The organism is Bacillus sp. mrc49 (assembly GCF_002803435.1).
In genome coordinates this window covers 25,690-42,969 of record NZ_PHNG01000691.1, presented here as the reverse complement: position 1 = coordinate 42,969, position 17,280 = coordinate 25,690, and the positions used below count along the sequence as shown (strand labels likewise).

At 44.0% G+C, this 17,280-nt stretch carries 18 protein-coding genes, 1 pseudogene and 1 riboswitch; of the genes and pseudogenes, 14 read left to right on the top strand and 5 right to left on the bottom strand.

Annotated elements, in window-relative coordinates; genetic code table 11:
- Positions 1-80 precede the first annotated feature (80 nt).
- The 3 genes and pseudogenes from CVN76_RS14480 to CVN76_RS31030 all read left to right on the top strand — a co-directional run.
- Positions 81-1,457 (top strand): aminotransferase-like domain-containing protein, encoded by a 1,377-nt coding sequence (locus tag CVN76_RS14480; protein ID WP_100531847.1) that lies wholly within the window; start codon positions 81-83, stop codon positions 1,455-1,457.
- A 251-nt stretch (positions 1,458-1,708) separates the two neighbouring features.
- Positions 1,709-3,394 (top strand): methyl-accepting chemotaxis protein, encoded by a 1,686-nt coding sequence (locus CVN76_RS14475; RefSeq protein ID WP_100531846.1) that lies wholly within the window; start codon positions 1,709-1,711, stop codon positions 3,392-3,394.
- A gap of 81 nt (positions 3,395-3,475) precedes the next feature.
- Positions 3,476-3,590: pseudogene (locus CVN76_RS31030) on the top strand (IS3 family transposase); the annotation flags it as partial.
- Between the two features lie 68 nt (positions 3,591-3,658).
- On the opposite strand, the gene CVN76_RS14470 reads toward CVN76_RS31030, so the two are convergent.
- A complete protein-coding gene (locus CVN76_RS14470; RefSeq protein ID WP_100531845.1) occupies positions 3,659-4,576 on the bottom strand; it encodes an aldo/keto reductase in 918 nt (305 codons plus the stop codon).
- Between the two features lie 750 nt (positions 4,577-5,326).
- Here CVN76_RS14470 and CVN76_RS14465 point away from each other — a divergent pair.
- From CVN76_RS14465 to CVN76_RS14455, 3 genes are read left to right on the top strand one after another with little or no spacing between them, the layout of a single operon-like run.
- On the top strand, positions 5,327-5,692 hold the full coding sequence (locus CVN76_RS14465) for a DUF2089 domain-containing protein (protein ID WP_100531844.1): 366 nt from the start codon (positions 5,327-5,329) through the stop codon (positions 5,690-5,692).
- Positions 5,693-5,707: 15 nt separating this feature from the next.
- A complete protein-coding gene (locus tag CVN76_RS14460; RefSeq protein ID WP_100531843.1) occupies positions 5,708-6,097 on the top strand; it encodes an SHOCT-like domain-containing protein in 390 nt (129 codons plus the stop codon).
- Between the two features lie 9 nt (positions 6,098-6,106).
- Entirely contained in the window at positions 6,107-6,388 is a 282-nt protein-coding gene (locus tag CVN76_RS14455; RefSeq protein WP_100531842.1) for a hypothetical protein, read from the top strand.
- 114 nt (positions 6,389-6,502) lie between these two features.
- Here CVN76_RS14455 and CVN76_RS14450 read toward each other — a convergent pair whose 3' ends face one another.
- Positions 6,503-6,997 (bottom strand): L,D-transpeptidase family protein, encoded by a 495-nt coding sequence (locus tag CVN76_RS14450; protein ID WP_061140722.1) that lies wholly within the window; start codon positions 6,995-6,997, stop codon positions 6,503-6,505.
- Positions 6,998-7,193: 196 nt separating this feature from the next.
- On the opposite strand from CVN76_RS14450, the gene CVN76_RS14445 reads away from it, so the two are divergent.
- The 3 genes from CVN76_RS14445 to CVN76_RS14435 all read left to right on the top strand — a co-directional run bounded on the left by CVN76_RS14445 (position 7,194) and on the right by CVN76_RS14435 (position 8,879).
- On the top strand, positions 7,194-7,532 hold the full coding sequence (locus tag CVN76_RS14445; protein WP_061140721.1) for a hypothetical protein: 339 nt from the start codon (positions 7,194-7,196) through the stop codon (positions 7,530-7,532).
- 100 nt (positions 7,533-7,632) lie between these two features.
- The gene (locus CVN76_RS14440) at positions 7,633-8,358 is read left to right on the top strand and encodes a ZIP family metal transporter (protein WP_100531899.1); all 726 of its coding nucleotides are present in this window, start codon (positions 7,633-7,635) and stop codon (positions 8,356-8,358) included.
- Between the two features lie 164 nt (positions 8,359-8,522).
- Positions 8,523-8,879, top strand: coding sequence for a hypothetical protein (locus CVN76_RS14435; protein WP_061140720.1), 357 nt, complete (start codon positions 8,523-8,525; stop codon positions 8,877-8,879).
- A 61-nt stretch (positions 8,880-8,940) separates the two neighbouring features.
- Here CVN76_RS14435 and CVN76_RS14430 read toward each other — a convergent pair whose 3' ends face one another.
- Positions 8,941-9,822: a 5'-methylthioadenosine/S-adenosylhomocysteine nucleosidase gene (locus CVN76_RS14430; RefSeq protein ID WP_100531898.1), complete on the bottom strand. Its 882-nt coding sequence runs from the start codon at positions 9,820-9,822 to the stop codon at positions 8,941-8,943.
- Between the two features lie 166 nt (positions 9,823-9,988).
- Positions 9,989-10,093, bottom strand: a riboswitch (purine riboswitch).
- Between the two features lie 205 nt (positions 10,094-10,298).
- On the opposite strand from CVN76_RS14430, the gene CVN76_RS14425 reads away from it, so the two are divergent.
- Positions 10,299-10,727, top strand: coding sequence for an NUDIX hydrolase (locus CVN76_RS14425; RefSeq protein ID WP_100531841.1), 429 nt, complete (start codon positions 10,299-10,301; stop codon positions 10,725-10,727).
- Between the two features lie 114 nt (positions 10,728-10,841).
- Positions 10,842-10,970, top strand: a complete 129-nt coding sequence (locus CVN76_RS32115; protein WP_269800040.1) for a hypothetical protein — start codon at positions 10,842-10,844, stop codon at positions 10,968-10,970.
- Positions 10,971-11,272: 302 nt separating this feature from the next.
- On the opposite strand, the gene CVN76_RS14415 is transcribed toward CVN76_RS32115, so the two are convergent.
- Both CVN76_RS14415 and CVN76_RS14410 read right to left on the bottom strand, forming a co-directional pair.
- A complete protein-coding gene (locus CVN76_RS14415) occupies positions 11,273-12,196 on the bottom strand; it encodes an NAD(P)-dependent alcohol dehydrogenase (protein ID WP_100531839.1) in 924 nt (307 codons plus the stop codon).
- Positions 12,197-12,284: 88 nt separating this feature from the next.
- A complete protein-coding gene (locus tag CVN76_RS14410) occupies positions 12,285-13,208 on the bottom strand; it encodes a LysR family transcriptional regulator (protein WP_100531838.1) in 924 nt (307 codons plus the stop codon).
- Between the two features lie 410 nt (positions 13,209-13,618).
- Between CVN76_RS14410 and CVN76_RS14405 the strand changes: the two genes are divergently transcribed.
- The 3 genes from CVN76_RS14405 (at position 13,619) to CVN76_RS14395 (ending at position 17,273) form a co-directional block, all read left to right on the top strand.
- Positions 13,619-14,902: a GntP family permease gene (locus tag CVN76_RS14405; protein WP_100531837.1), complete on the top strand. Its 1,284-nt coding sequence runs from the start codon at positions 13,619-13,621 to the stop codon at positions 14,900-14,902.
- A gap of 36 nt (positions 14,903-14,938) precedes the next feature.
- Complete coding sequence (locus CVN76_RS14400; RefSeq protein ID WP_061140713.1) at positions 14,939-15,715, top strand: 3-hydroxybutyrate dehydrogenase; 777 nt, start codon at positions 14,939-14,941, stop codon at positions 15,713-15,715.
- 130 nt (positions 15,716-15,845) lie between these two features.
- Positions 15,846-17,273 carry a GntP family permease gene (locus tag CVN76_RS14395; protein ID WP_100531836.1) on the top strand — a complete coding sequence of 476 codons (1,428 nt, stop codon included), beginning with the start codon at positions 15,846-15,848 and terminating at the stop codon, positions 17,271-17,273.
- Positions 17,274-17,280 lie beyond the last annotated feature (7 nt).

Genomic DNA, 17,280 nt, shown 5'->3' with positions numbered 1-17,280 from the left:
ACATAATATGAGTACAGAGATGAAAAATAAACTAGTTTTTTGTTGATCTGTCCTGGTACAGATGGAGGGAGGGCGACAAATTGAGCTCGAAATACAATAAGATCATGGCGGACATGAAGCGCCGGCTGGAGGAGGGTTCGCTTACGGCAGGGAGTAAGCTTCCTTCTGTCCGGAAGGTGTCCGAGGATTATGACTGCAGCAAAAACACGGTCATGAAAGCTTATGATGAGCTTGAAAAAGAGCATGTCATTTATTCGGTTCCGAAAAGCGGATATTATGTGGTCAATGATTTTCAAAAGGCGAGGGAGGAGCAGGAGGTAATTGATTTTTTGTCTGCCGGTCCGGATAAAAATATCATGCCTTATGTCGAGTTTCAGCATTGTTTGAATCAGGCCATTGACCAATACAAAGAAGAGCTTTTTACCTATTCCGATCCACAAGGGCTGTATTCGCTGCGCGTGCAATTGGTGAACTATCTGCAAAGTTTACAGGTGTTCACCGAGCCGGAAAGCTTGGTCGTTGTATCTGGCTCGCAGCAAGCCCTTCATTTATTGGTTTCTCTGGCTTTTCCGAATGGGAAAAACAATATTTTGATCGAACAGCCTACGTATTTCGGCTTCATCGAGTCCCTCCATCTGCAGCAGGCTACCGTTTTTGGTATAGAATTAACGATGGAAGGAATCGATCTTGATCGGCTGGAATACATGTTTCGAAATAATGATATAAAATTTTTCTATATCGTCCCGAGGTTTCACAATCCGCTTGGACATGGTTATACGAATCGTGAAAAGAAAAAAATCGTTGAGCTGGCGGAAAAATACGATGTCTATATCGTCGAGGATGATATTTTAGGAGACCTTGATCCGGATTCGAAAGCTGATCCGTTATTTTCCTTTGATCCTTCGGGGCGGGTGATTTATATTAAAAGCCTTTCGAAAATTTTTCTTCCAGGGTTAAGGATTGGTACGGTCGTTCTGCCAGCAATCATGATGAGGGATTTTTTGCAGGCTAAATTCTGTGTGGATTTTACGAGCTCGGCACTTTCCCAAGGTGCGCTGGAAATTTATTTAAAAAGCGGGATGTTCAATAGCCATCTTAAAAAAGTGAAAGAGGTGTACCGGAAGAAGATGCTTCTCGTTCAAGAAGCCTGTGAAGCATGGCTGCCGGCTAACATTTCCTTTTCAAAACCGGCTTCAGGATTTTATCTTTCCATCAGCTTGCCCGGGAATGTGAAGGCGAAGCAGGTCGTCCAGCTGCTGCACGAGCAGCATGTCTATGTGGATGATGCCTCTAGGATGTTTTTACCTCCATATAAAAAGGAAAATCTGATTCGATTGAGCATCTCCCAAGTGAACGAGAGTCAAATTGTACCTGGGATCAAGCTGTTGGCTGACTGCATTGCCGTCCTTGACAGCAGGAAAATTCATGGAAAGCCGACCAACTTTTTGCCGATTTAGGGTAAGTACAGATAAAAATGGAGCCCACTAAAATGTGAACTGCACCTCCCATTGTTAGTTGTGTCTAACTATTGGGGGACAGTACACATTGGTAGGGCTTTTTTGTTGTAGCTCCGATCAGTGAGCTGCCATGGAGCCGGCATTATTTTTATTGCGGCTAAAGGTTTTTATCTTAATAAAGGGAGCTGGGGTTCCGATATATATGATGATTGAATGTTGAACATATATTGCATTTTAGGAGATGTAACGAGTTGAAAATTAAAACGAGATTGATCACTACAGTATCCATTCTTATTGGGACCATTCTAATATTGGGTAGCTTTGCTGTTTATGTAATAAAGGCATCATCTGAAAGGAATTCCATCCTTCAGGATAAGTTGGAAATCCAAAAGAGTGTGATTGGAATTCAATATCGCCTTGCGGGTTTATCAAATGATGAAAGGGCATTTATCATAACGGGGGATAAACAATTTACCGAAGGGATGGAAGAAAAAGCGAATGATGTATATAAGAAAATCGAAACAATGAAGGAGCTTAATAAGGATCAGGAACACGGGGAGAATATAAATAAGCTGGAAGAGAATTTTAATGATTTTTGGGAAATGAACCAGCAAGTGATTAGCCTGTATAAAGAAGATCATGAAGGAGCCAAAAACCTGCACTTTGGAGAAGAAAGAACTCTTAGGAAAGAAGAGTTGGATCCTTCAGTAAATGAATTAGTGGAAACTCTTAACACGGATGTTTCCAATATCCAAGCTTTAAATGACCGTTATTCTCAGTTGAGTAGAGATGCCTTTCTCTTCCTCGCTATTGCTTCATCGATAGTTGGAATTACGTTATGTATTTTGCTGTTAAAGTCTATCCTTCAACCACTTGGAAGGTTAAATCGTCAATTAGAAGAAATAGCTACAGGTGATGCTGATTTAACTAAGCATATGGAGGTTACAGGCAATAACGAATTTGGTCAACTAGCAAAATCGTTTAATAGTTTCGTGGACTCGCTTAGACAAATGATTTCACAAATCGGCATATCATCTGAACAAGTGGCAGCTGCTTCTGAAGAGCTCTCGGCCAGTACCGAGCAGTCTATCGTAACATCGGATCACATTACGGAAACGATGCAAGAGATAACGGAGAAAAATCGTGAACAAAGCCAATTGACAGGTAAAAGTTTAAAGTCAGTGAATGATTCACTTAACAGCATCGTTTCGGTTGCTTCGAATACATCAAAGGTAGCGGAAGTCTCATCAACTATGAGAGAGCAAGCTGAGAGTGGTTCAAGCTCAGTAAAAGAAATGCTCGAGCAAATGAAAACTATCAATCTGTCAGTTGACATGGCCGATAAGGGAGTCACCTCATTAGTATTCAGCGCGACAAAAATCAAAGAAATCTCCACGCTGATTACCGATATTTCAGGTCAGACGAATCTACTTGCATTAAATGCTGCAATTGAGGCTGCTAGAGCCGGGGAGCATGGAAAAGGATTCGCCGTTGTTGCAGAAGAGGTTAGGAAATTAGCCGATCAAACCAACCAATCAGCGAATGACATCCATAAGCTCGTTTCAACCATCCAAAATGAATCAAACGAGACCGTTACTAATATTCAAATTGTAAGAGATAACGTAGACTCTGGAATCAAGCATTCTGAAGAAACGGTAACAAACTTTGAAGAAATATTAATTTTAATTGAGCAGGTAACATCTCAAATTCAAGAAGTGGCAGCCTCTACCCAGTTTATAAAGACTGGCTTTGATGACCTGCAACTCACCATAGAAATCATTGCTGAAGGGTCACAGGAAACGCTATCCGGTACTGAAACAGCAGCAGCTGCCAGTGAACAGCAGTTGGCCTCAATTGAGGAGGTCTCAAATGCGACCATTTCGTTGAACAAATTGGCGGAGGAATTGCAGGAGATGATTTCTCGCTTCAAGGCGTAACTAAAAATAAAAATAACCTTTTCAAATTGAGCTGCCCCTCCAATTGTTAGACACAGCTAACAATTGGAGGGGCAGTTTTAATATGGCTATCGGCATATCACTTTGGAATTGTGTAATCGGGGTTTTCACATGAAGCATAAAACGGTGCTTTCGTTAATGAATTAAGATGGGAGTAAAGTGTCTGGTGCGTTTGAAGAGTGACCTTAAAAGGCATGAGCCCGGTTGGTTTCCGGATTCATGCCCCTTGTGAGTTCACTTCAACATTTACGGCAGCACATTGCCTGCCGCGCGATAGATGCTATACCATTCTTCGCGTGTTAGCTTGATTTCGGTTGCCTGGCAGCAATCCCTTAAGCGGCCTTCATTCATCGTTCCGATGACCGGCTGCATGTGCGCGGGGTGGCGCAGGATCCATGCGATCGCAATCGTCGTGTTGCTGACTTCATATTTAGCGGCGATTTCATCGATCTGTTTGTTCAATTCAGGGAACTTCTCGTTTCCGAGGAATACGCCTTCAAAAAATCCGTATTGGAACGGTGACCAAGGCTGAATCGTGATATCGTTCAGTCTGCAAAAATCGAGCACACTGCCGTCGCGGTTCACGGCTTGTTCATTTTCCATGTTCACATTAAAGCCATTGGAAATCATGTTGGCGTTCGTGATGCTTAATTGCAGCTGGTTGGCCACGATCGGCTGCTTGACCGATTTTTTCAGTAGCTGGATTTGCATCGGATTTTGGTTGGAAACGCCGAAATGACGCACTTTGCCTGAGTTTTCAAGAATATCGAAGGCTTCCGCCACTTCTTCCGGCTCCATCAACGTATCCGGGCGGTGAAGGAGGAACGTATCCAGATAATCCGTCTTCAGGCGCTTCAGGCTTGCGTCCACCGATTCGAGGATATGTTCCTTGGAAAAGTCGAACATCCCCTTGCGTATGCCGCATTTGGATTGCACGATGATCTTTTCCCGGATGCTTGCGTTCATCCCGATGGCGTCGGCGAATATTTCCTCACATTCGCCGCTGCCATAAATATCGGCATGGTCGAAGAAGTTCGCGCCCAATTCCAGCGCCGTTTGCACAAAGTGCTCCGCCTCGGTCTTGTCCAGCGAATTGATTCGCATGCAGCCGACTGAAACGACCGGCACCTCTAATGTACTGCTTCCAAGTTTCATTGTCTTCATGAATTAAGTCCCCCTTATTTGTAATCGCGTACATGGTGTGTGAGTCCGTCACCTGCAAGAAGAAATGTGCCAGGCCTGTCTTCACGTCAAGAGTAAATCTGCGTATCTCTTTTTGATTGTGACACACACTGCCAGTAGTTTTCAAGATTTAGCAACCGGTTACAGAATTCGGTTGATGTTTGGCAGGTGAAGGGGGTGCCTATATCGGCTTGTATTTTGGCGAGCTCATATTATATTGATCTATATAGAGTCAAGGTGTTCAGTTAGGGAATAAATAAATTCAGGGAATGATATCATGTTTTTTTACTTATCATCATTATGCTGGGACTTTGCTATCAGCAATATAAGATCGTTAATAAATCCACTATACTTGCAGGCTTGCTATTGCCTGTCATTATTAGTGTGGCTTACGTTGTTCCAAACTTCGATTTCTTTCATGTATACGTGCTGGTTTTTTGTATAATCCTCTGGGTAGTATTCTTTTGGGGTATGATCACTAGGAAAAGATAATGCTTATATAGGATCACATGAATGGCAGTGGGTATCCCTGCTTTTTTTTCAGTATGGAGAGCAGTCTGTGTACTGAAGTTGGTTAATCAGCATTCAATTTCAATTATCAAGGTAAATATCAATAATTTTAATTAAAATATTAATATTATTGATTTTATTTATCTGAAAATTAAATTTTGTTATTTATATTTTTAATAATTTGTTTTATAATCATGTTAACGAAGAGGAAGGGACTATATCATGGCGTATAAACTAATCACTAATTGTCCTGTTTGCAGTAATACATTGAACATTACAAAGCTGTCGTGCTCTCATTGTCACACGACGATAGAAAATGAGTTTGAATTATCTAAGCTGGCATCCTTATCAGCGGATCAGCTTCATTTTGTGGAAGTATTTTTAACATGCAGAGGGAACATCAAGGAAGTGGAAAAGGAACTGGGGATTTCGTATCCAACGGTTCGGGGCAAGCTAACCGACATCATTTCATCTCTTGGATATGTGCAGAAGAAGAAAAATGAAGTGGACGAGAAAAAGGTTGTCACCATGCTGGAAAATGGCGAGATCACAGCAGAAGAAGCCATTAAGCTCTTAAAAGAAGAATAGGGAGGAAATGATCAGATGAAAGAGGAAATTACCAGAGTGTTAACCATGGTTCAAGAGGGGAAGATTGATGCAGATAAGGGAGCAGAGCTGATTCAAGTATTAAAGGAGAAAGAAGAAACAAGTAAGAAGCCTGTTGAAAAACCGAATAAATACTTAGATAAAACATTGAAAATTCGTGTGGTATCAGCCGAAGAGGATAACGTCACGGTCAATGTGCCGATAAAACTGGTCAAAGTAGTATTAATGGCTGGACATAGCATTGCAGCGAGTATCCCCCAATCGGAAAAATACATGAAAGATATCGACATAAACCTTGTTATTGAGGCAATCGAAAACGAATTGGACGGCCAAATCGTTGATATTAAATCAGCAAACGGGGATACCGTTTCCGTCTTCATCGATTAGGATTTACTTATGATGCATGTAAAAGTGAAAGCAAAAGACGTTCGATTTTCCATCCCGGTTCCGTATGCTCTTTTAAACATGGTAATGTCCATTTTGTTTTCAAAGTTTGTTCATCATCTTGTTAACAAATGGACAAAAGAGTACTTCGAAAGAAAAAAACTGGACTTTGCCTTTCCGCTAATGGACAAAAAAACACTAAAGCCGATCGTCGAGGAACTGAAAAATTACAAAGGGCTCGTCCTAGTGGATGTCAAGGCCAAGGACGGTACCGAGGTTAAGGTTAGGCTATAGAGCCGAGCTTCTGAAGGACATTCCTTCATGTGTAATTTCTTAAGTGAATAGCTAAATAAGCCGATGGGATAATCTCGTCGGCTTATTTTTAATGGGGAGAGTATCACTGCCCCCTTACGGATGAATCGTCACCAATGTCCCGATCGGAACGATTTTAGATAATTCCTCGACATCCTTGTTGTGCATGCGAATGCAGCCCTTGGATACGGCTCTCCCGATCGAGCTTGGATCATTCGTTCCATGAATCCCGTAATGTTCCTTGGATAAACTCATCCACATCGTACCGAATGGGCCGCCGGGGTTGGGGTCTTTATTGACGATGATGAACCGGCCTACAGGGGTTCCGAACAATATCCTGCCAACGGCGATCGGGTATTGTTTTTGCAGGACGCCATCTTTCAGCAGCCTTAGTGTACGGTTGTTTATCGAGACATCAATTTGATAGGGAAGGGAGTCAGGTGGTGGAAAGCCGGGTATGACGATTGCTTGACCAGGGTAGATGACGTTAGGGTTTATGGTCGGGTTAGCCAGGATGATCGCTGCCAGCGGCGTCCGGTAGTCTTTGGAAATCTGCCCGAGCGTTTCCCCTTGCTTGACTGTATGGATCATCTAATCACCTCCATCGGATATCTTCGTTACCTTACATTGTATGTAGAGGAGAAAAAGTGTTTCGTGAAGCTGTTGTTATCTGTTTTTAATAATACGTATTGGTTCAGTAAATAAGCAGAAAAGGAACCGACATGAATGTTTGATACAATGAATTTTTTATCGAGTTGGATTTGACAGTGAAAGAGGGGGAATATAGGTGGAGGAGCATGTGAAAAAGGCACTAGTGGAATGGAATGAAGAAATTAGTGACGTGCTGAATGGAATTGAAAAGGAATATGAGGACGTGAAACGGGAGCTTCAGGTTTATTCCTATAAATTCAATATCACCAAGCAGGTTGTCCAATCGACGATCAATGATGAAATTATCCGCAACATCCGTGAGATGTATCATAAACCGTTTGAACAGAAGCTGAACGAGTTGAAGGGATCGATCAAGGAGCTGGAGGAAAAGAGAAAGGTTTTCCACATGTTCGTTGATAAGATTGCGAAGGTTAGTGAAAGAGAGGAAGATAAACCGCAGGCATCCACCATCTAAGAGGGCGCCTATATCCCCGCGGCGCTGCTTTACTTTGTCCTTGTTTACATACGGCACCAACATGGGTATCATGCTATAAAAAAGGAAAGTAGGGTATATGATGTGGAATGCGGTCTTTTGGGGAGGGGTTTCTGGTTCTGCTGTCCTGCTTGGCGCACTTGCGGCCATTTTCATTCCGATCAAGAAAAACGTCATTGGCTACATCATGGCATTCGGAACGGGGGTGCTGATCGGGGCGGCTGCTTATGAGCTGCTTGCCGATTCGGTGGATGATGGGGGCATCTGGGCAACGGCAATCGGATTTATAGCCGGGGCTGTCGTGTTTACGGTCCTGGATTTCCTTGTTTCCAAAAAAGGTGCCGATCAACGGAAACGGTCGAATAATAGCTCGTTGAAGGAAGCGGGCCTGGCGATTTTCATTGGAACGGTGATGGATGCCATCCCGGAGTCGATCATGATCGGAGCCAGCCTGTTAAGCGGGGGCTCGGTAAGCTGGCTGTTGGTGATTGCCATCTTCATCAGTAATATTCCCGAGGGGCTCTCTAGTACGACAGGCTTGCTCAATAGCAACTACTCCAAAAAGAAAATCATGCTGCTGTGGTTTTCCGTGCTGGTCATCTCGTCCCTATCCTCGATGGGCGGCTATCTATTCCTTGACCATGCCCCGGATTATGCGATGGCAGCGATGGCAGCCTTTGCAGGCGGCGGCATCATCGCCATGATTGCGTCAACGATGATGCCGGAAGCCTATGAAGACGGAGGGCCGATCACCGGGATATTCACCGCTGCCGGCCTGCTCATCTCCTTGATTCTTGATTCGATGTGAAGCATGGAAGGGTCCCCTTGATAAGTTGGGGGCTTTTTTTTGTGCCGGATCTCCATGATAAATCTATCATCGTCGAGAAAAATTGCTGGTGTTAAAATACCATTTCAAAACATATATTCAACTAATGCGATGGATTAGATTTTAGACATTGGGGAGATGGAGAGATGAACTTCGAGATGCAAATAGCGAATATGCTGGCTGATCAAATCAAGGGTTTTATTGAATTCGTCCAAAAACACCATCAAGATAAGAACAATATCTTTTGTTTACATATAGATAAATTGTATCAATTGAAGCTGCTTGTCGAGGAGTTTAAGTTTCAAGTATGGGCAGATGAACTGAAAAGGATCAACCGGTTCACCTGGGATGAAAACTACACGCATTTATTGGTTGATAGATTCAGAAAAGGCTATATCATCATCGAAGAATACGTAGGAAATAACTATGATGATTTATTCATTTTCACTGCCAGACTGCACACATTGAACAGCCTCAGCTTGATATTGTGCGGCGAGGAATGAGGCTTACCACAAGGAAAGAGGCGCTAGAATAGTGGTCTGCGCCTCTTTTGCATGTTAGAGCTTATTTGCTTGAAACCGTGGAGATATATTGTTTGACCACTTCATACACATAGCCTTGATTGGCGGTTGCTGTATTCGGGTTATATGTACCGCCATTCACTTTATTATTGGATAGCACCCGTATCCCTAGGAAGGGCACATCGTACGCTTTGGCGATTTGGGCAGCGGCGGCTCCTTCCATCTCTTCTACGGATGTACCATATTTCGTATGGAACCATTTGATCCGATCGACTTCATTATTCCAAACGTCCGCTGAACCGATCGTACCATCGACAACCTTCCCTTTTGTGTATGTTTCCTTAACGGCATGTGCGGCCGCAAGCAAATCCTTATCACCTTCGTAGAAGCGTGGTTTTTCAGCATTAGGATCTTCCCCTGCACTTCCTTCAGACGCCATTAGATCCATCGGCTTCCATATAGTTGGATCGATGCCCTGGTTTTCAGCTTTATCTGCCGTTTTTAATGAACCTAGGTTTACCGTTTTTTGGCCCAAAACAATATCAAAAACGTTTAAGCTTGGGTCGTGTCCTCCGGATGTTCCTTGATTGATGATGGCGATGGGGTTATACTTTTCAATCGCCACGGCAGTAGCTGCAGCGGTATTTTCCATCCCTTTACCCGTTTTCGCAACGATGACAGGGTAACCATCTAAAGTTCCCTTATAAAAAACAAAATCCCCTGATTTATCTTCTTTCACATCTTCCAATTTTTTCGCGAAATGTTCAGCCTCGATCGGCATCGGACCTTGAACCATGATCGGCCTTTGCGCCTTTTTTTCTTCCGTTTCATTTTTTGGTGTCGAACTGCAAGCTGCAACTATGGACACAAGCAGTAATGTAATGATGCCTACTATCGAATATTTTTTCAACAGGATGTTTCTCATCGTAATCTCTCCTTTATATTGGATGCACCCGCAGGTTTGGCCTGAAAGAAAAAAGCTCCAGAACGGCAGAATGATCCTGTCTCCTGGAGCTGCGAACGTCAAAGCATCTGATAATAAAGCAAAAACGAAGAACATGCTAAATCATGACCTGCTCGAAAAAGAAGAGCGGGAGGATGCTTCAACTCGTAGTCCAGTTCTTTCAGATGGGAACCAGGTAGAAACGCTCAGACCATATTTCCAAGCCTATACGAGTAATGATAGGTACGATTATCACTTTGCTAATATAACAAAGGAATGATCGAATAGCAATGAAAAAAGTGAACGTTCATAAAATAGTGTTGTATAATGTTCGTGTTTTGTGTATGATTTTTTCGAAAACTCACAAATTCATTGAGTGGAAAAAGGATTTTTATAATGGTGAGAAGAGTTAGAAAAATATAATGGGTGTACTCTTTTATGTTAATGGGAGGGATAGTGTGAGGAATAGAGGGTCAATGATCTTAATGGAAAAAGATAGCGTAGCCTTGATTAGAAGATATAGGGAAGGGACTGCTTATTATGTCTTCCCTGGGGGAGGCATCGAGAAAGATGAAACGCCTCAAACAGCGGCAAGAAGGGAAGCCTTTGAGGAATTGGGGCTGGTGGTGAAGGTTAAAGAATGCCTGTCAGTCATTCATTATAATGGGGTACAATTCTTTTTCTTAGGCGATATCGAGGAAGGTGTTCTCGGAAAGGGAAAGGGAGAAGAGTACACGGAGGAAAACGGAGTAAGAGGAACCTATCAGCCGTTGTGGGTGAAAATAGAAGACCTTTCAACGTTGGATGTGCGTCCAAAAGAAGTAGCCGAAAAAGTGCAAAGCTTATATAGAATAAATTCAGAAAAACCTACGGAAAAATCCGTATGAGGTCATTTTTTTCTATCCTTGGATTTATAGATAGAAAAAAAGAATAGGTGCATAAATAGTTGCACCTATTTTGCGACCCACCATAAAAAGATGACTATAGCGATGAGGGCCGAGATGATAGGTAGCACGGCTTTCCATTTTGATGAAGCGTATAACCATACAAAGGCGCAAATCATCATCATTCCAATTGAAAAAAACACAGCGCTTTCCATTTTCAACCATGCGAATTCAAAAATCGGATGAAGCAATAAGAATACGAAGCTGAGTGCAACTAAGCCGTATGTAGCGGCAAAACGCTTACTCGCAACTTCAGTCATAAGTCATGTCTTTCTTCCTTCGACATCTTTTTATAGCTCCGCCGCATCATGAAGGCTGGAATGACAATGATTAAAGCGAGTCGTACAATGGCAACTATTTTCATGAAATCCTCCCGGAATCCCTAGCTACCTTCTATATGTTTATTCCTGGTTAAAGTTTCACCATGCATACGCTGATTGGAAGTAAAGGGAAAGCGGGTTAGGATTCAAAAAGAGAGTGATGTTATGTCACAGTTCGTCATGATTAATGGTTATCACGACATTTCCCTTTTTATGTCCTTTTTCGACATAGCGATGGGCTTCGGGAATTTGCTCGAACGGGTAGCATTTGTCGATGACCGGTTTTAGTTTTCCTGTTTCGATGAGCCCTTTGAGGTAGAGTAAATCGTCGGTAAGGATTTTGGCTATTCCTTGGCCCTCGACTGACACGTAGCGGCCATTCGGAGATAGGAGCTTCTTGCAGCTTGCCTTGGAGCTTTTCCCGACTGCATCAAAGATGACATCGTATCTCTCCCGGCTTTTCGTGAAATCCTCTTTGGTATAATCGATGAGTTTATCGGCTCCGAGCGATTTCACCCATTCAAAATTGGCGGCACTGCATACGCCGGTAACCTCTGTGCCTAAGATTTTGGCAAGCTGTACCGCCGAAGTCCCTACAGCTCCGGAAGCACCGTAGATGAGCACCTTTTGTCCAGCCTCGATTTGTCCTTTTCGAAAAAAATGCAGCGCTGTCGTTCCTCCGAATGAGAGGGCGGCCGCCTCCTGATAGGAAAGGTTGGCCGGTTTCATGGCCACGGCCCTATCCTCAGGCAAGCATGTGTATTCGGCATAAGCGCCAAAATTCATGCCTGTCATCGCAAAAATCGCGTCACCGTTTTTGAATTTTTTCACCTTCGCTCCCGTTTCAACCACTTCCCCGGCCAGCTCCACGCCGAGTATGGCTTTGCGCGGCTTTGTAAGTCCCAGGAAAATCCGCATCGGTATCCAAAGCAAGAAAGGGCTATGGAAACGGCGGACTCTTATGTCTCCTGAGGCAACTGTAGTCGCATGTATCTTTACGAGGATTTCATTGTCCTTCGGTGTGGGTTTTGCCACCTCCTGGAGCTCCAGTACATCGGGTGAACCATATTTGGTGCATACCATTGCCTTCATAAGCCAGTCTCCTTAGGAATCGATTCAATCTGTTCATCTTATGATGGAAGCCTCCATACATGCAAAAAAGCAGTGAATTTCGAAAAATTCACTGCTTTTCCTTTTCATTTGGATGATTGTCGCACTGCACGAAATGAATCCCTTCCTCCAGCAGCTTCAATAACTCTTTCAACGCGTAGGATTGGTAGGCGTCTTTTTTGGTGATGATCCCAAGTTTCCAATAAAGATTCGAGTGTTTTAGCGGCTTGATTGTAACATTTTCATTGTTTTGCTTACGATAGATCGATCTGGGCAGGAGGGTGATGCCCAGCTTGGATGAGACGAGCTCGATGATCAAATCCCATTGTGAGCTTTGGTATGAGATGTCCGGGGTGAAGCCATCCTTTTCACACGCCTGAATGATGTAGTCATGCAGGGTGAAATCTTCTGAAAAGAGGATGAATTTCTCATCTTTCAGTTCAGCTAAAGAGACAGCGGGTTGCTGCGCAAGTCTGTGTTCTTCATGAAGGAATAAGACGAATTCGTCTTCAATGAAGGGGGAGATATGGAAGGTTGCATCACTGGCCGGCAATACGACGATGCCGAGATCAATTTCGCCATCTTCGACAAGCTTGCCGATCAGCTTGGCTCCAAGCTCCACCAACTGAAGGGAAACCTTCGGATGGCGTTCTTGAAAGCTGCGGGCAATATCCGGGAAAAACAAGGTGCCGATCAGCGGAGGGATGCCGATTTTCACCTCGCCGGTCGTAATGTCCCTCAGGTCATCGAGGAGCACGTTCAATTCCGATAATGCCGCAAAGGCTTTTTGGCTTTGCTGATAGACGATTTGTCCGGCATCGGTAAGGCGGAGGTGTCTCGTAGAACGGTCGAATAGCTCGACACGCAGTTCTTCCTCGAGTTTTTTGACAGCTTTACTCAAGGAAGGCTGGGTTAAATAAGAATGGGCCGCGGCATTTGTAAAGCTCTTATGAAGGGCTACTTCCATGAAGGATTTTAAGTCTCGGAATTCCATATCTCTCTCGCTCCTATTTATTCAACTTTGGCATGGATTGTATTCTTTTTATTCATTTTACTTATAAATTAAGTGGATGTAAACTATATGAAGATAAAAAAAGCAAGTATATATTACCCTATATCAAAAAAACATTCTCTTTACTAAAAGGATCCAAAACAAGATTGCATTCTTTGTTAGTAGATATATTCCTTACTTATTGCTTGGCTTATTCATCTTTATCGGAATACGGTCAAGGAATGGCTTTAAATTATCTTGGCATAATAAAAGAGAGTGTCCTGATATATCATGTTTACAATTCTTTGTGGGGTAGAGGCTGATGTTTTCAGCCGAGAGAGATTTACACATCAAGGGGGAACTGGGATGGAAAGCAAAATGATTGATATCACCATGAAAAGAGGTGGTTCCGTGTGTTAAGTATCATTGTTGGCTTAGTATTGCTGATGGCTTTAGCCTATTTGGGATGGTCCATTATTTGGGTAGCACCATTGGTAGCTGGAGTAGTCGCATTAATGAGCGGATTGAATGTATTCGATACGTATACGGGCACATATATGACCGGATTGGTCGGTTTCGTACAGAAATGGTTCCCGATCTTCTTACTCGGAGCGATTTTCGGGAAGTTAATGGAAGAAACGGGCGCAGCGAAATCCGTCGCCAAGAAGGTAACACAAATCATCGGTAAAAAGAGGGCGATTCTGGGTGTTCTGATCGCTTCCGCTTTATTGACATATGGCGGCGTTAGCTTGTTTGTCGTCGTATTTGCCGTTTATCCGATTGCGCTGGCTCTCTTTAAAGAAGCCAATGTTACGAGAAGGCTGCTTGTTCCGACTTTCGCGCTTGGGGCATTCACGTTCACGATGACAGCCATACCGGGTACACCGCAAATTCAAAACCTGATACCGATGGAATATTTCCACACGACCCCAACTTCGGGGATGATCATCGGGATCGTCACTTCATTAATCATGGCCGTTGGCGGGTATTTCTGGTTATCTTATAGGGAAAAATCACTTTCCGCCAAGGGAGAAGGCTTCATCGCAACGGACGACTCGGTTACGGCTTCAGCCGAAGAAGAAAAAATCCCTAATTGGATCTTGTCTTTGGTTCCGCTTCTGATCGTTGTCCTATTACTTAATGTTGTGAAATTAGAGCCGATTTATGCCTTATTATTAGGGGTCCTGAGCATAATGCTCATTAATATCAAGGATTATAAAAAGTTCATATTCTCTGTGAACGAGGGAGCAAAAGGGTCGGTTATGGCGATCCTGAATACGAGTGCTGCCGTTGGATTTGGCGCTGTCATTGCGGTTATACCTGCATTCGATAATATCACTTCCTGGCTGCTGAATATTTCCAGCAATCCGCTCGTTGCCGAATCACTTGCCGTCCAGATCATGGCGATCATTACAGGTTCTGCTTCAGGCGGTATGGGTATTGCGCTTAATGCACTTGGCGATACATTCTATAGCTTGTCGCAATCGACGGGAATCAGCCCGGATGTATTCCACAGAATGGCCGCAGTTGCCTCAGGTGCATCCATTTTCCCGAACAACGGCGCGCTATTAACACTTTTAGCGGTAACAGGTTTAACGCATAAAGAAACATATAAGGATGTTTTCATGGTAGCCTTCATCATCCCGACCATTGCGATGATCGTCGGTATTATCATGGGTGCCATCGGAATCGTCTAATCAATAAAAACGTATACAAATAGGAGGAAATTTATCATGGTTGAAAACAAAGTCGTCATCATTACAGGTTCTGCTCGCGGTATTGGATTTGAAATCGGCAAACATTTCGCTCAAAGCGGAGCGAAAGTGGTTCTATCCGACATTAATGAAGAAATGGTAAAGGAAGCGGCAGCATCCCTTAAAGCGGAAGGCTTCGAATCAATCGGTATCAAAGCCGATGTAACGAAAGAAGAAGATATCGTAAACATGGTGAAGGAAGCTAAAGAAACATTCGGTTCCGTAGACATCGTCATCAACAATGCCGGGTTGCAGCACGTATCGCCAATCGAGGACTTCCCGACTGAAAAATACGAATTGATGATCAAAATCATGTTGACGGCACCGTTCATGTTAACGAAAGCCGTATTCCCGATCATGAAGGAACAAGGCTTCGGACGCATCATTAACGTTTCTTCCATTAACGGAGTCATCGGCTTCGCAGGTAAAGCGGCTTACAACAGTGCGAAACACGGGGTGATCGGCTTAACGAAAGTTGCTGCCCTTGAAGGTGCAGAGCACGGAATCACGGTCAATGCATTATGTCCTGGATATGTGGATACACCGCTTGTTCGCGGACAAATGGCAGACTTGGCGAAAACACGCAATGTCCCGCTTGAGGATGTATTGGCAGAAGTCCTTCTTCCATTGGTGCCTCAAAAACGTTTATTGGATGTTAGTGAAATTGCTGATTATGCATTGTTCTTGGCAAGCGATAAAGCGAAAAGTGTAACAGGACAAGCTGTCGTCATCGATGGCGGCTACACAGCTCAGTAATAGGAAATAACGTATAACAAACTGAAGGTGAACCCTTCCGTCCAATTTAAATGGACGGAGAGGTTCACTTTTGGCGTATATATGACTGATTTGGGGGAATTTTTCAAAGTTGGATTAAAGGGGGATTTACATGGACTTACTGATTATTTTACTATCGTTAGGACTGCTGATGTTTGCAGCCTATCGCGGTTATTCCGTTATTTTATTTGCACCCATCTTTGCACTTTTACCGGTTTTTTTCATCGATCCGAGTAACATCCTTCCGTTCTATTCGGGTGTATTCATGGAAAAGATGGTCATTTTCATCAAAAATTATTTTCCCGTCTTCCTATTGGGGGCCATATTCGGGAAAATCATTGAAATGTCGGGAATCGCCGAATCGATTGCGAAGACGATCGTGCGGCTGATCGGGGCCAAACAAGCGATGCTGACGATTGTCCTTTTGGGTGCGATCTTAACCTATAGCGGCGTGAGCTTGTTTGTAGCGGTGTTCGCAATTTATCCTTTTGCCGTTCAATTGTTCAAGCAAGCCGACATTCCGAAAAGGCTGATGCCTGCAACCATCGCACTTGGTGCATTCACGTTCACGATGGATGCGTTACCAGGCACACCGCAAATCCAAAATGTCATTCCAACAGCCTTCTTTGGTACGGACATTTATGCCGCTCCATTACTTGGCATCATAGGCGCCATTTTTGTCCTATCGGTCGGGTTGACGTATTTGGAAAGCAGGAAAAGGCGAGCCAAGAAAGCCGGAGAAGGCTATTATGGCACGCCGGAGGAAAAGGTGGCGGCCGCTGAATCGGAAAAAGGCGAGCCAGCTCCGGATTTACGAACCAATCAAACGGCATTACGGCAAATTTTAGCCTTCGTTCCCCTTGGATTAGTGGCCCTCATGAATAATTATCTATCGAAAGCGATACCGAAATGGTACCCGAATGGATTTGATTTTTCAGCAATCGGGCTTGAAACCTATTCCGTCGATGTAGCAGCCACAGCTGCCATCTGGGCGGTTGAAATCGCCTTGGTCGTCGGCATCATCACGGCCCTTGCCTATGATTGGAAACGAGTGACGAAAAACATGAAGGAAGGCCTCAATACCAGTATTGGCGGCTCCTTGCTAGCTGTCATGAACACAGGATCCGAGTACGGCTTCGGCGGAGTCATTGCCGCCCTCCCAGGATTCGCCAAAATCAGCGACAGCATATCCGGTGTATTCTCGAATCCACTCGTCAATGGTGCCGTCTCCACCAGCGCACTCGCAGGCATAACGGGATCCGCCTCAGGAGGAATGGGAATTGCACTAAGCGCCATGGCCGACAAATACAATCAGGCCATCGCCGCGGCAAACATCTCACCCGAAGTGATGCACCGCGTCGTCGCCATGGCATCAGGCGGCATGGATACCCTTCCGCATAACGGAGCCGTCATCACCCTGCTTGCCGTCACTGGACTAACGCATCGACAATCATACGGCAGCATCTTCATGATCACTGTCATCAAATCACTCGCTGTCTTCGTCATCATCGCCCTCTACACCTGGTTTGGCATCGTGTAATGATGAC

Excerpts from the sequence above, each read along its gene's own strand:
- CVN76_RS14470 (WP_100531845.1), bottom strand. The coding sequence starts at position 4,576 with ATGAAGACAATGAAACTTGGAAGCAGTACATTAGAGGTGCCGGTCGTT.
- CVN76_RS14465 (WP_100531844.1), top strand. The coding sequence starts at position 5,327 with ATGGCGTATAAACTAATCACTAATTGTCCTGTTTGCAGTAATACATTG.
- CVN76_RS14460 (WP_100531843.1), top strand. The coding sequence starts at position 5,708 with ATGAAAGAGGAAATTACCAGAGTGTTAACCATGGTTCAAGAGGGGAAG.
- CVN76_RS14455 (WP_100531842.1), top strand. The coding sequence starts at position 6,107 with ATGATGCATGTAAAAGTGAAAGCAAAAGACGTTCGATTTTCCATCCCG.
- CVN76_RS14450 (WP_061140722.1), bottom strand. The coding sequence starts at position 6,997 with ATGATCCATACAGTCAAGCAAGGGGAAACGCTCGGGCAGATTTCCAAA.
- CVN76_RS14440 (WP_100531899.1), top strand. The coding sequence starts at position 7,633 with ATGTGGAATGCGGTCTTTTGGGGAGGGGTTTCTGGTTCTGCTGTCCTG.
- CVN76_RS14435 (WP_061140720.1), top strand. The coding sequence starts at position 8,523 with ATGAACTTCGAGATGCAAATAGCGAATATGCTGGCTGATCAAATCAAG.
- CVN76_RS14430 (WP_100531898.1), bottom strand. The coding sequence starts at position 9,822 with ATGAGAAACATCCTGTTGAAAAAATATTCGATAGTAGGCATCATTACA.
- CVN76_RS32115 (WP_269800040.1), top strand. The coding sequence starts at position 10,842 with ATGATAGGTAGCACGGCTTTCCATTTTGATGAAGCGTATAACCATACA.
- CVN76_RS14415 (WP_100531839.1), bottom strand. The coding sequence starts at position 12,196 with ATGAAGGCAATGGTATGCACCAAATATGGTTCACCCGATGTACTGGAG.
- CVN76_RS14410 (WP_100531838.1), bottom strand. The coding sequence starts at position 13,208 with ATGGAATTCCGAGACTTAAAATCCTTCATGGAAGTAGCCCTTCATAAG.
- CVN76_RS14400 (WP_061140713.1), top strand. The coding sequence starts at position 14,939 with ATGGTTGAAAACAAAGTCGTCATCATTACAGGTTCTGCTCGCGGTATT.
- CVN76_RS14395 (WP_100531836.1), top strand. The coding sequence starts at position 15,846 with ATGGACTTACTGATTATTTTACTATCGTTAGGACTGCTGATGTTTGCA.